This window comes from Faecalibacterium sp. OF03-6AC (assembly GCF_003478175.1).
GTDB classification, from domain to species: Bacteria; Bacillota; Clostridia; order Oscillospirales; family Ruminococcaceae; genus Faecalibacterium; species Faecalibacterium taiwanense.
Window position 1 is genome coordinate 255287 of the sequence record NZ_QUEN01000002.1, and the last position, 13407, is coordinate 268693.

Below are 13407 nucleotides of genomic sequence, written 5' to 3' on the forward strand. Positions count from 1 at the left end.
TTTTTTGCGCCCATTTTCAAAAATCTTTGGCAAACCACACCGCCGGATTGTTGTAGGGAGCAGACAGGGAAAATAAAAAAATTTTTGCTGCGTTTGCCAAAACGCCCCCTTTTCACCGTTGTAGTGGTGAACAGCGGGCAGAACACGCCGCCGCAATCGCTATATTGGTGGAGCAAGCCAGTATATCCGCAAACCAGAGCCGCCGAGGAAAGCGGTAGTTTTTTAGAGCAAGATTCTACCACGGTGCCAAAATCCGCATATCTGCGGTTTTGCCCCTTTGGTAAATCTTGTTGGGGAGTGCCTTCCCCAAACCCTGCTCATGCGCCCTGTCGGGCGAGAAAGGAGGTCAACGCTTGAAGAAAAAATACAACACACCCCACCGCTGCCATGTGGTCAAAACCCGCATGACCGAGGAAGAATACGCCGACTTTACCGAGCGGCTGAAACACTATGACATGAGCCAAGCCGAATTTATCCGGCAAGCCATTACACGGGCGACCATTCGCCCCATTGTTACCGTTTCCCCGGTCAATGATGAACTGTTGTCCGCCGTTGGCAGGCTGACCGCCGAATACGGAAAAATCGGTGGCAACCTCAATCAGATTGCCCGCGCCCTCAACGAGTACGGCACACCATACAACGCCCTGTCCGTTGAAGTCCGCGCCGCCATTTCTGACCTTGCTGCCTTGAAGTTTGAAGTCCTGCGAAAGGTAGGTGACGCTGTTGGCAACATTCAAACATATCAGCTCTAAAAATGCGGATTATGGCGCAGCCGAGCAGTACCTCACCTTTGAACATGACGAGTTTACCATGAAGCCCACCCTTGATGAAAACGGGCGGCTCATGCTCAGGGAGGACTATCGAATAGCCACGCTGAACTGCGGCGACGAGGATTTTGCCGTTGCCTGTATGCGCTCCAATCTCCGCTATGGGAAGAACCAGAAGCGGGAAGATGTAAAAAGCCACCACTACATTATCAGCTTTGACCCACGGGACGCGGTGGACAACGGTTTGACCGTAGACCGGGCGCAGGCGTTGGGCGAGGAATTTTGCCGGAAGCAGTTTCCCGGACACCAAGCCATTGTCTGCACCCACCCGGACGGACACAACCACAGCGGCAATATCCATGTGCATATCGTTATCAATTCTCTGCGGATAGAGGAAGTTCCGTTCCTGCCTTACATGGACAGACTGGCAGACACCCGCACCGGGTGCAAACACCGCTGCACAGACGCGGCGATGGAATACTTCAAAGCCGAAGTCATGGAGCTGTGCCACCGGGAAAATCTCTATCAAATCGACCTTTTGCATGGCAGCAAAAACCGCATTACCGAGCGTGAGTATTGGGCGCAGCGGAAAGGGCAGGCAAAGCTGGACAAGGAAGCTGCTGCCTTGCCAGCCGAGGAGCAGCCAGCCAAGCCCACGAAGTTTGAAACAGACAAGGAAAAATTGCGGCAGACCATACGCACCGCGCTGTCCTCTGCCGCAAGCTATGGCGAGTTCGCCGCCGTTCTCTTGCAACAGGGCGTGACTGTCAAGGAGAGCCGAGGGCGGCTATCCTACCTCACGCCGGACAGGACAAAGCCCATTACCGCCCGCAAGCTGGGAGATGATTTTGACCGCGCTGCCGTTCTTGCCCTTTTGGAACAGAACGCCCACAGAGCCGCCGAGCAGACCGCAACCGTACCCGAATACCCCCGCAACATAAGGGAGCGTTTGCAGGGTAAAAAAGCTGTCCAAACCACCCCGGAAAAGGACGGTATTCAGCGCATGGTTGACCGGGCGGCAAAACGAGCGGAGGGAAAAGGCGTGGGCTATGACCGCTGGGCGGCAGTCCACAATCTGAAACAAATGGCGGCTACCGTTGCCGCCTACGGGCAGTACGGCTATTCGCCGGAGGAGCTGAACGCAGCCCTTGTATCCACCAATGCGGATTTACAGGACAGCACCGCCAAGCTGAAAGCCCTGGACGCTGCTATCCGGGAGAAAAAGGAGCTTCAGACACAGGTGCTTGCCTATGCCAAGACCAAGCCTGCCCGTGACGGTCTGAAAGCGCAGAAAACGGAAAAAGCCCGCAGCGCCTACCGGGAACGGCACGAAAGCGATTTTATCATAGCGGACGCAGCCACCCGTTATTTTCGGGCGCATGGCGTTTCCAAGCTGCCAAGCCATAAAGCCCTGCAAGCGGAAATCGAGCAGCTTACCGCCGAAAAGAACGCCCATTACAACGAATACCGGGAGAAAAAAGCCCGTGTCAAGGAGCTGCATACCGTGAAAAGCAATCTTTCTCAAATCCTGCAAGGCGAGAAAGACAGAGAGAAAAAGCACAAACATGAGCGTTAAAAACCGCCCCGAAACGATACCAAAACGGGGATATGCCCTGCACCCTATCCGCAATACTGCCCACCTTTGAAACGGGGCGCACAGCGCAGGAAATCCCCGAAAATGACACCGAGAAACTACATTTTTACCGACCTATCCGCTTATACCAGCGGAAACGGCAGAAAGGAGCGAGAAATGCCACGCATGAGCAAAAAGCGGCGGTTGGAATGGAGCTTTTTCCTCAACCACCGAAACCGTATTACCTACAATGACCTTTGCCGGGGCTGCACACACGGCTGCAAGCAGAGCTTCCGGGCGATTATCGTCCTCTGCCCCCGGTATTTCTCTAAGAGATGGAAACACAGGGAGGACACCGCCAATGGCAGATAACCGCAAATATTACTACCTCAAACTGAAAGAAAACTTCTTCGACAGCGATTCCATTGTGCTGTTGGAGGACATGAAAGACGGGATTTTGTATTCCAATATCCTCTTGAAGCTGTACTTAAAATCGCTGAAAAATGGCGGCAGATTGCAGCTTGACGAGCATATCCCCTATACCGCCCAGATGATAGCCACGCTGACCCGTCACCAAATCGGGACGGTGGAACGGGCATTAGCCATCTTCCAGCAGTTAGGGCTTGTGGAGCAGCTTGACTGCGGGCTGCTTTATATGACCGACATTGAGCTGATGATTGGTCAATCCTCTACCGAAGCGGAACGGAAACGCGCCGCAAGGCTTGAAAATAAGGCACTTTTGCCGCCGCGGACAAATGGCGGACATTTGTCCGACATTCGTCCACCAGAGATAGAGATAAAGAAAGAGATAGATATAGAGTTAGAAAAAGAGGGAGAGTTAAAGGGACAAGCCCTCGCCCGCAGCTATGGCAGATATGAGAATGTATTTCTGACTGATACGGAGCTTTCCGAACTGCAAGCGGAGCTGCCCGAAAAATGGGCGTACTACATTGAGCGGCTTTCCGGCTATATCGCGTCCACGGGCAAGAAATATAAAAACCACGCCGCCACTATCCGCAGATGGGCGGCAGACGATACCGCAAAGGCTGCCCCGAAACAGGGCATACCCGAATACACCTGCAAGGAGGGCGAGAGCTTATGAGTAATCTGTTTACAGAACGAGTTTTGAATATGGCGGCTGTTACCCCACAGCCGGAGGACTACACGGGCGAGGACGGACTGCTTTACTGCGGCAAGTGTCACACTCCGAAAGAAGCCTACTTCCCGGAAAAGCAAGCCGCCCTGTTTGGGCGTGACCGCCACCCGGCAGAATGTGACTGCCAGAAAGCCCAGCGTTTGGAGCGTGAAGCCGCCGAACAGCGCAGAAAGCACCTTGACACCGTGGAGGACTTGAAGCGCCGGGGATTTACCAATCCTACCATGCAGGAATGGACTTTCGCCAACGACAACGGGAAATGCCCGCAAATGGAGATTGCACACTTCTATGTGGAGCATTGGGAAACCATGCGCGAGGAAAATATCGGCTATCTGCTATGGGGCAAGGTCGGCACAGGAAAAAGCTATTTTGCCGGGTGTATCGCTAATGCCCTCATGGAGCAGGAAGTCGCTGTCCGCATGACGAACTTCTCTGCGATTTTGAATGACCTGACCGCCAGCTTTGAGGGGCGCAACGAGTATATCGAGCGTCTTTGCCGTTTTCCTCTGCTTATCATTGATGATTTTGGAATGGAGCGCGGCACAGAGTACGGTTTAGAACAGGTCTACAATGTGATTGACAGCCGCTACCGCAGCCGCAAGCCCTTAATCGTTACCACCAATCTGACATTGGACAGCCTGCAAAATCCGCTGGACACCGCCCATGCCCGGATTTATGACCGCCTTTTGGAAATGTGCGCCCCTATCCTCTTTACGGGAGAGAACTTCCGCCGTGAAACGGCGCAAGCCAAGCTGAACAGACTAAAAGAATTGATGAAATGAAAGGAGTTGCCTATGGCAGAGAACAAGCAGAACACCACCCCGGAACGCCGCCCGGACTGCGTGACAGAGATCCGCATGGGCAACACCGTCCTTGTCGTTTCCGGATTTTTCAAAAAAGATACCACCGACACCGCAGCCGATAAGATGATGAAAGTGCTGGAGGCGGAAGCCGCCGCAGGACACAAAGCCCAGCTTTCGCCCTAACGCTACAAGCCGCACAGAAAAATCGTCATTTTACCGGGCGGTAAAGAAGCAGAAGCCGCTATACAGACAGCCGCCCCATGTGGTATAATCGAAATACGGAATAGTGGGGCTGGCTGTCGGAAACGGAGGATTTTATGTTAAGACAGACCACCCAGAAAATCACTGCCCTTTATCCAAGACTATCCCATGAGGACGAGCTGCAAGGCGAAAGTAATTCCATTTCCAACCAGAAGCGTATCCTTGAAACCTACGCAAAGCAGAACGGCTTTTCCAATCTGCGCTGGTACACGGACGATGGCTATTCTGGTGCGAACTTCCAAAGACCGGGCTTTCAATCCATGCTTGCGGACATTGAAGCCGGGAAAGTGGCTACCGTTATCGTAAAGGATATGTCACGGTTAGGGCGAAACTACCTGCAGGTGGGAATGTATACCGAGATGATTTTCCCACAAAAAGGCGTCCGCTTTATCGCAATTAACGATGGAGTGGACAGCGCACAGGGCGATAATGATTTTGCCCCTCTGCGGAACATTTTCAACGAATGGCTGGTGAGAGATACGAGTAAGAAAATCAAAGCTGTAAAACGGTCAAAAGGCATGAGCGGCAAGCCTGTTACGAGCAAACCCGTGTACGGCTACCTCATGGACGAGGACGAAAACTTCATCATTGACGAGGAAGCCGCACCCGTGGTCAAGCAGATATACCGTCTGTGCCTTGCCGGGAACGGTCCGACCAAGATAGCCCGTATGCTGACCGAGCAGGAAATCCCAACGCCGGGAACGCTGGAATACCGCAGGACGGGCAGCACACGCCGCTATCACCCCGGCTATGAGTGCAAATGGGCGACAAATACCGTGGTGCATATCCTTGAAAACCGGGAGTACATGGGCTGTTTGGTGAACTTCAAGACGGAGAAACCGTCCTACAAGACCAAGCACAGCATAGAAAATCCCATTGAGAAACAGGCAGTTTTCGAGAACCACCATGAGCCTATCATCGACACCCAGACATGGGAGCGTGTGCAGGAATTACGCAAACAGCGCAAGCGTCCGAACCGCTATGATGAAGTGGGCTTGTTCTCTGGTATGCTCTTTTGCGCGGACTGCGGCAGCGTCATGTATCAGCAGCGTTACCAGACCGATAAGCGGAAACAGGACTGCTATATCTGCGGAAACTACAAGAAGCGCACCCATGACTGCACCGCACATTTTATCCGCACCGACCTTTTGACTGCGGGCGTTCTCTCCAATCTACGGAAAGTGACGAGCTATGCGGCAAAGCATGAAGCCCGTTTTATGAAGCTGCTGATCGAGCAGAACGAGGACGGCGGCAAACGCCGGAACGCCGCCAAGAAAAAGGAACTGGAAGCTGCCGAAAAGCGTATCGGTGAACTTTCCGCTATTTTCAAGCGGCTGTATGAGGACAGCGTAAGCGGTCGCATTTCTGACGAGCGTTTCACGGAGCTTTCGGCAGACTATGAAGCCGAACAGCAGGAATTGAAAGAGCGTGTTGCCAGAATACAGGCGGAGCTTTCCAAAGCACAGGAAGCTACCGTAAACGCAGAAAAGTTTATGAACATTGTCCGCAAGCACATGAACTTTGAAGAACTGACCCACACCCTCTTGCGTGAGTTTGTAGAGAAAATCGTTGTGCATGAGTGCAGCTACGATGAAAACGGCACACGCAGACAGGATATTGAGATTTACTATTCTTTCGTCGGCAAAGTGGACTTGCCCGAATGACCGCCCGCCCTATCCGATATCAAAGGCAAGTATCGGATAGGAAAGGCAAAATTTTTTACACTTCTATTACTTCTTTATCACACATAAGCAAAAAGCCAGGGCATTAAGCAGCTCATGGCGGGCGGCGGTGTCGTTCTGATCGGCCTTCAGCTTATCCCTCTGCTGTCCGGCCTGTTCAGCTAAGTGTCACCCGTTGTCCCTTTTTCCAGAAAAGGAGCTGATGTATGGACTTTATCATCGACGCAATCGTTGAATGGCTGAAAGGTCTGCTCGTCGATGGTATCATGGGAAATCTGGACGGCCTTTTCGATAACGTCAATCAGAGCGTTGGCGAGATCGCCACACAGGTAGGCACGACCCCGGCGGACTGGAACGCCGGGGTCTTTTCCATGATACGACAGATCTCCGAAACTGCCATTCTGCCAATCGCCGGGGTCATCCTCACTTTTGTTATGACCTATGAACTGATACAGATGCTCATAGAACGCAACAACCTCCATGAAGTTGACACATGGATGTTTTTTAAGTGGGTGTTCAAAACCTTTGTGGCTGTGATGATCCTGACGAATACCTTCAATATCGTGCTGGCGGTCTTTGATGTGAGCCAGTATGTGATCCAGCAGTCAGCGGGCATTATCCAGAACGGGACAGAAATCACGCCGGATGTGCTGGACAGTCTGCGGACAGAGCTTGAGGCGATGGAGTTAGGCCCTCTGTTCGGACTCTGGCTCCAGTCCTTCCTGATCCAGCTTACCATGATTGCCTTAAACATCGTGATTTTCGTCATCGTATATGGCCGTATGATTGAAATTTATTTACTCACAAGTTTAGCGCCTATCCCGTTTGCCACAGTCCCCAACAGGGAAACCGGACACATGGGGCAGAACTATTTCCGCTCCCTCTTTGCGGTGGGCTTTCAAGGTCTATTGATCTTAGTCTGTGTTGCCATCTATGCGGTGCTGATCCAGAGTATCGCCGCCGACGGCGACCCCATCGGGGCGATCTGGGGATGCGTGGGATATACGGTGTTGTTGTGTTTTACCCTGTTCAAAACGGGCAGCCTTGCAAAATCCATCTTCGGCTGCCATTAAGAGACTTCGGGCCATGCTGACCCGAAGCGGAAAGGAGGCGGTATGCCCCGGCGTTACAAACAGGGTGCGGACGGACAGTCGCACCCGGCTTTCTACGGAAAGCTCCCCGAAGAATTTTCTAAAGCAGACACCATGCGCTTTATGGTGGAAACCGATCTGAAACTGTCCGGGTGCGTATCGGCGGACACGCTGGCGGCACTCCGGGCGGAAGGCTATGACTACAAGGACGGGAACCTTGTTCCCGCCGGAAAGGAGGAAACCATGCAGGAAAAGGTTGCAAACACCACCCCGGCCGCACCGTTGAAGCTGGATGTAAGCGTGCGGGTCATCGAACCTGTGAAAAACCTCATGGGCTTTGCCAGCGTGAAATTCAATGACTGCTTTGTGGTGGAAAATCTGAAAATCGTACAGGGCAGCAAGGGGCTCTTTCTTGGGATGCCCAGCCAGCCAGACGGCAAAGGCGGCTACCGGGATATGGCCTACCCTGTCACAAAGGAGTTCCGGGAACAGCTCAACACCGCTGTTCTGCAAGCCTATGAGGCAAAGCTGGAACAGATGGCGGAGCGTGGCTCTGTGGGGCGTGCGTCCATCAGCGACCAGCTCAAAGCCGGGAAAGCGGCTGCCGAACAGGCAAAGGCAGAACGGCCTCCGAAGGAAAAGCCCAGCCGCAGCGCAGAGCGTTGACCTCGGGCCATGCTGGCCCGAAGCAGAAAGGAGGCGGGAACCATGCCACGCAAACGGACGGGCTATGACGCGGCCTGCTATTACGACGGAAAACTGCTGGGCCGCTGTACCAAAGCGGACAGCGACGCCTATACCCTGTTGATGAACGCCTGCGGCGGGGAGGCCGCCCGGGTCCTGCGGGAATATGCCTATTTTTCCCCGGAACTGAAAGCCATCTTAGAAAAGGCGGCGCTCATGCAGGCGGACCGGAGCCGGACGGGCGGAATGTTCCATGCGCCGAAAAGTTCCCCGTGGGGCGAGGTGCAGAGCTGTGAAACCCTCTGTCCGGGGGTGTTTCTGGTATCTACCGCCAGCCACGGCGGAACGATGGTGGCAAATGAGGTAGCCGCCGTCCTCTCCCCAGCGGCGAAAAAGTGCGGCTTCAAGGATAAGGGCTATATCTGCTATGAGGAGGACGCACAGGAAAGCGTAGTGCTCCGGGAGCTGCTGGACAAAAAACTGTGGAACATCCCTGACCGCATTAAGGACAAAGGACAGTTTGAAGAAAAGCTCAATCAGTCCATCCGGCAGTATAACCCCGAATACTGGCGGGCAAGGCAGAGCGGACGAGAAGCCGTCGAAGCTGCCCGCAGCACAACCCCGGCCAAAGAAGCCGCAAGATAACCTCGGGCCATGCTGGCCCGAAGCAGTAAAGGAGGTGTACCAAAATGGCCTATGTGCCAGTACCAAAAGACCTTTCCAAAATCAAGACAAAGCTGGCCTTCAACCTAACGAAGCGCCAGCTTGTTTGTTTTTCCAGCGCGGCGGCGGTGGGCCTCCCGGCTTACCTGTTTTCCCGTGGCAGTATCGGGAACAGTGCCGCCATGTTCCTGATGATCGGCCTCATGCTCCCGTTCTTCTTTCTGGCTATGTATGAACGAGACGGTCTGCCGCTGGAAAAAGTGCTGAAAAACATCATCCGCACCCGGTTCCTCTATCCCCGTGTGCGGCCTTACAAAACCGAAAACTTCTATGCGCTGCTTAGCGCCAGAAAGGAGGCGCAGCCGATTGCGAAACAGCAGAAGGGCCGGAAAGCCCGCAGGCAAAAAGCCTGAAAAGCAGAGCCTTCTCGGCCTGTTCACAAAGGGAAAGAACATTCCCACCACCGCCCAGCAGACCCTCCCTTACCGGGAAATGTACCGGGACGGGGTGTGCCGGGTAGCGGACCGCTATTACACCAAAACCATTGAATACGAGGACATCAACTACCAGCTCGCACAGTCCGAAGATCAGGCAGCCATCTTTGACGGGTGGAGCGCCTGCCTCAACTACTTTGACAGCAGCCTTCCGTTCCAGCTTTCCTTCCTCAACCACCGGAGCCGCCCGGGCAGCCGGTACAGCGTGAACATCCCCATGCAGGACGATGATTACAACAGCGTCCGGTGTGAGTATGTGGAAATGCTGGAAAACCAGATCGCCAAAAGCAACAACGGCATTGTCCGCACAAAGCTCCTGACCTTCGGCGTGAACGTGGACGACCTTCCCACCGCCAGGGCAAGGCTGGAACGTGTAGAGGCGGACATTTGCGGGAACTTCAAAAAGCTGGGCGTCAAGTGCCGTTCCCTTTCGGGGCTGGAACGGCTGGAGCTTCTTCACGGGCAACTCCACCCCGGCAGCGGCTCCCCCTTCCGGTTTTCATGGGATATGATCCCCAAAACCGGGCTTTCCACCAAAGACTTTATCGCCCCGGACAGCTTCGATTTCCGTTTCAGCCGACTGTTCCGGGTGGGGACGACCTGGGGCGCTGCCTCCTACTTGCAGATTTTGGCCTCGGAGCTCTCGGACAAGCTGCTGGCGGAGCTTTTGGAAATGGATGCGGAAATGACCATCACTCTCCATATCCAAACCGTCGATCAGGCCGCCGCCGTAAAATCCATCAAGGCCAAAGTCTCTGACATTGACAAGATGAAGGTGGAGGAACAAAAGAAGGCAGCCCGGTCAGGGTACGACATGGACATACTTCCACCCGACCTTGTAACGTACAGCAACGACGCAAAGACCCTCTTGGAAGATTTACAGAGCCGGAATGAGCGAATGTTCCTTCTGACCTTCCTTGTGGTAAACATGGCCCCGACCCGCCGGGAGCTGGACAATGACCTGTTCACGGTGTCGGGTATCGTCCAGAAATACAACTGCACCTTGAAGCGGCTGGACTTCCAGCAGGAGGATGGTTTTCTTTCCAGCCTTCCGCTGGGCCATAACGGCATTGAGATCAAGCGCGGCATGACGACCAGCTCCACGGCCATTTTCGTTCCCTTTATGACGCAGGAGCTCCGCATGGATGGCGAAGCCGTCTATTACGGGCTCAACGCACTTTCCCATAACGTCATCATGGCAAACCGGAAAAAGCTCAAAAACCCCAACGGCCTGTTCCTCGGCGTGCCGGGCTCCGGCAAATCCTTTGCCGCAAAGCGGGAGCTTGTGAACGTGTTCCTTGCCACCCGTGACCGGATCATTGTGGTTGACCCGATGGGCGAATATTCGCCCCTTATCAAGAGGCTGGGCGGTCAGGTCATCGAGATCGCCCCGGACAGCCCCCACCACATCAACCCGATGGACATTGATTTGAGCTTCGACGAGGAAAACCCGATGGCGCTGAAAGCCGACTTTATCCTGTCGCTGATGGAGCTGATCGTCGGCGGCAAGGACGGCTTGCAGCCGGTGGAGCGTACCGTCATTGACCGCTGTGTGCGCCAGATGTACCGGGAACACTTGCAGGACCCGGAAACAAGCAAAATGCCGACCCTCCAAACCCTGTATGACCTGCTCTGTTCCCAGCCGGAGGGCGAGGCGGTACGGCTGGCAACTGCCCTTGAAATCTATGTGTCGGGTTCCCTTAACGTGTTCAACCATGAAACCAATGTGGACCTGAACCGCCGTCTGGTATGCCTTGACTTAAAAAAGCTGGGTGCCGGGCTTCGGACGATTGCCATGCTCATTATGCAGGACTTGGTAAACTCGCAGGTGTCCATGAATTTCCTGCGCGGTATCGCTACATGGTGCTACTTCGACGAATTTCATGTGCTGCTCCGTGACCGTCTGACGGCAAGCTATTGTGTGGCGATCTGGAAAATGCTGCGAAAAAAAGGGTGCGTTCCCAGTGCTTTAACGCAGAACGTGAAGGATTTTCTGGCAAGCCCGGAGATCGAGAATATCTTTGAAAACTCGGACTTCCTTGTGCTGCTCTCGCAGGCACAGGGCGACCGGCAGATTTTAGCCAAACAGCTTGGGATCAGCCCCCACCAGCTTTCCTATGTGACCCATACCAATTCCGGCGAAGGGCTGCTGTTCTTCGGGAATACCACCATCCCGTTTGTTGACCGCTTCCCGCAGAATACCGAGCTGTACGCCATTATGACCACCCGCCCGGAGGACAAAAAACAGGAAATGAACCGGGCATAACGCACTTCGGGCCATGCTGGCCCGAGGTTTGGAAAGGAGGGATACATCATCGGAAAGAAACCGGATAAATGGAATTTTCAAAGGCCGGGGCCGACGGAGGATACCGGGAGCAATCGCCCCGGACCGGCTGAACGGGAAAGACCTTCCCCCGCACCATCCCGACGTCTGCGGTTTGAGGACGAGGATACCGGGCAGGACAGTCCTTCGGGCCATGATGGCCCGAAGTCCAAAAGCGGCAAGTTTCAAGAGGACAGACGGAAAAGCCGTCCCTCTGACCGCATGAGGCAGGAAGATGAAGCGGACGGGCCGCAGGATACCGGCAAGGCACAGGAGCCGGAGGGCTCCGCCGAGAAGGCCGGGAGCAAAAAGGACAAGTACCAGAAAGCACAGGCAAAAGCGGAACACGCCGGGGAAAAGCTGGGAAAGGCCCGGGAGAAACTGGACAAGACCGAGGCAAAACGGGCAGCGAAGAAGCCGCCGAGGCTTGCAAAAAAGGCAGTCCGGGGAGTCCGTACAGAAGCATGGTTCTATGTCCACAACAAGATACACGAGGTCGAGCATGAAAATGTGGGTGTGGAAGGAGCCCATAAATCCGAGCTGGCCGCAGAGGCCGGAACCCGGAAACTGACCCGCTATGCCAAACGCCGCTGGCAGGAACACCCGGCCCGGAAGGTGGCAAAGTGGGAACGGAAGGACATAAAAGCCCGGGCCAATGTGGATTTTCAGAAGATGGCCTCCGAGTACCCGGAGCTTACCAGCAATCCGCTTTCCCGTGTGCAGCAGAAATGGAAACTGAAACGCCGGTATTCCAAAGAGGCAAAGGCGGCTGCAAAACAGGGTGCAAAGGCCGCAAAGAAAACCGCTGCCGCTTCGGGAACTGCGACCCGTCGGGCGGCGCAGTTTGTGACCCATCATCCCGTGGCGGTGCTGGTCCTGCTCCTGCTGTTGCTGCTCTGTTTTCTTGTGTCGGCGGTAAGCTCCATCTTCCCCACGCTTGGCAGCGGCCTTGCCAATGCGTTATCCGGCACCTCCTACGCCTCGGAGGATACGGACCTGCTGGGGGTGGACGAGGACTACACAGCGCTGGAAAACGAGCTGGCGCAGACGGTAGCGAACATCGAAAGCACCCATCCCGGCTATGACGAGTACCGCTATTCCGTGGACGAGATCGGCCATAACCCCTATGAGCTGGCGTCCTATCTCTCGGCAAAGTACCATGTGTATTTCCGTGAACAGGTGCAGGACGAGCTGCGGGAGATTTTCGAGGCACAGTATGAACTGACCTTGACGGAGGAAGTCGAGATACGCTACCGCACCGAAACCAGCACCGACCCGGAGACCGGGGAAACCACCACCGAGGAAGTCCCCTATGAGTATTACATTCTCAATGTGACCCTCACAAACAAGACGCTGCCCGCCGTGATCCTGCCGAGGCTTAACGAACAGCAGCGGGAAATCTACACCGTTATGCAGCAGCTCAAAGGCAACAAGCCCTATCTGTGGGAAGGGATTTACAACGGCGGCGAAGATACCGGTCCCAGCTATGAGATACCCGGCGAGGCGCTGGATGACCCGGCTTTTGCGGCGCTCATGGAAGAAGCCACAAAGTACATCGGCTGGCCCTATGTATGGGGCGGCTCCAGCCCGTCCACCTCCTTTGACTGTTCGGGTTTCGTCTGCTGGGTGTACACGGCCAGCGGCGTCCACAACCTGCCCCGTACCACGGCGCAGGGCATTTATAACCAGTGCGCTATCATTTCCCCCTCCGAGGCAAAGCCCGGCGACATTATCTTTTTCACGGGAACCTATGACAGCCCCGGCCCTGTGTCCCATGTGGGGATTTATGTGGGCGACGGGATGATGCTCCATTGTGGTTCGCCCATCCAATACGCAAACATCAATTCAAGCTACTGGCAGACACATTTCTATGCCTTCGGGCGTTTGTGAGCCAGAGGAAAGGAGTCCTT

General features: G+C 54.7%; 13 protein-coding genes and 1 pseudogene. All 14 read left to right on the top strand.

All coding sequences use genetic code 11. The annotated features are described in order from the left end of the window. Positions 1–353 precede the first annotated feature (353 nt). The 14 genes and pseudogenes from DXA66_RS03475 (at position 354) to DXA66_RS03545 (ending at position 13387) form a co-directional block, all read left to right on the top strand. Complete coding sequence (locus DXA66_RS03475; RefSeq protein WP_040647222.1) at positions 354–752, top strand: plasmid mobilization relaxosome protein MobC; 399 nt, start codon at positions 354–356, stop codon at positions 750–752. After that, positions 724–2343 carry a relaxase/mobilization nuclease domain-containing protein gene (locus tag DXA66_RS03480; protein ID WP_165858285.1) on the top strand — a complete coding sequence of 540 codons (1620 nt, stop codon included), beginning with the start codon at positions 724–726 and terminating at the stop codon, positions 2341–2343. The genes DXA66_RS03475 and DXA66_RS03480 overlap by 29 nt, the downstream gene beginning before the upstream one ends. Positions 2344–2517: 174 nt before the next feature. After that, positions 2518–2712, top strand: coding sequence for a hypothetical protein (locus DXA66_RS14510; RefSeq protein ID WP_006573562.1), 195 nt, complete (start codon positions 2518–2520; stop codon positions 2710–2712). After that, on the top strand, positions 2702–3442 hold the full coding sequence (locus tag DXA66_RS03490; protein WP_005946141.1) for a phage replisome organizer N-terminal domain-containing protein: 741 nt from the start codon (positions 2702–2704) through the stop codon (positions 3440–3442). The genes DXA66_RS14510 and DXA66_RS03490 overlap by 11 nt, the downstream gene beginning before the upstream one ends. Further along, entirely contained in the window at positions 3439–4278 is an 840-nt protein-coding gene (locus DXA66_RS03495) for an ATP-binding protein (protein ID WP_117528307.1), read from the top strand. Before DXA66_RS03490 ends, DXA66_RS03495 begins: the two co-directional genes overlap by 4 nt. 12 nt (positions 4279–4290) lie before the next feature. After that, the gene (locus DXA66_RS03500; protein ID WP_005946147.1) at positions 4291–4482 is read left to right on the top strand and encodes a transposon-encoded TnpW family protein; all 192 of its coding nucleotides are present in this window, start codon (positions 4291–4293) and stop codon (positions 4480–4482) included. A 134-nt stretch (positions 4483–4616) separates the two neighbouring features. Beyond that, entirely contained in the window at positions 4617–6224 is a 1608-nt protein-coding gene (locus DXA66_RS03505; RefSeq protein WP_006573559.1) for a recombinase family protein, read from the top strand. Between the two features lie 87 nt (positions 6225–6311). Continuing rightward, positions 6312–6407, top strand: a pseudogene (locus tag DXA66_RS14515) (Maff2 family mobile element protein); the annotation flags it as partial. Between the two features lie 41 nt (positions 6408–6448). Then, positions 6449–7315: a VirB6/TrbL-like conjugal transfer protein, CD1112 family gene (locus tag DXA66_RS03515; RefSeq protein ID WP_055650126.1), complete on the top strand. Its 867-nt coding sequence runs from the start codon at positions 6449–6451 to the stop codon at positions 7313–7315. Between the two features lie 42 nt (positions 7316–7357). Beyond that, positions 7358–7999, top strand: a complete 642-nt coding sequence (locus tag DXA66_RS03520) for a septation protein SpoVG family protein (RefSeq protein WP_158576283.1) — start codon at positions 7358–7360, stop codon at positions 7997–7999. Between the two features lie 42 nt (positions 8000–8041). Beyond that, a complete protein-coding gene (locus DXA66_RS03525; protein WP_371682331.1) occupies positions 8042–8662 on the top strand; it encodes a hypothetical protein in 621 nt (206 codons plus the stop codon). 44 nt (positions 8663–8706) lie between these two features. Further along, complete coding sequence (locus DXA66_RS03530; protein WP_003500106.1) at positions 8707–9093, top strand: PrgI family protein; 387 nt, start codon at positions 8707–8709, stop codon at positions 9091–9093. Beyond that, a complete protein-coding gene (locus DXA66_RS03535) occupies positions 9011–11440 on the top strand; it encodes a VirB4-like conjugal transfer ATPase, CD1110 family (protein ID WP_371682332.1) in 2430 nt (809 codons plus the stop codon). The genes DXA66_RS03530 and DXA66_RS03535 overlap by 83 nt, the downstream gene beginning before the upstream one ends. A gap of 279 nt (positions 11441–11719) precedes the next feature. Further along, positions 11720–13387 (top strand): CD1108 family mobile element protein, encoded by a 1668-nt coding sequence (locus tag DXA66_RS03545; RefSeq protein ID WP_118526825.1) that lies wholly within the window; start codon positions 11720–11722, stop codon positions 13385–13387. Positions 13388–13407 lie beyond the last annotated feature (20 nt).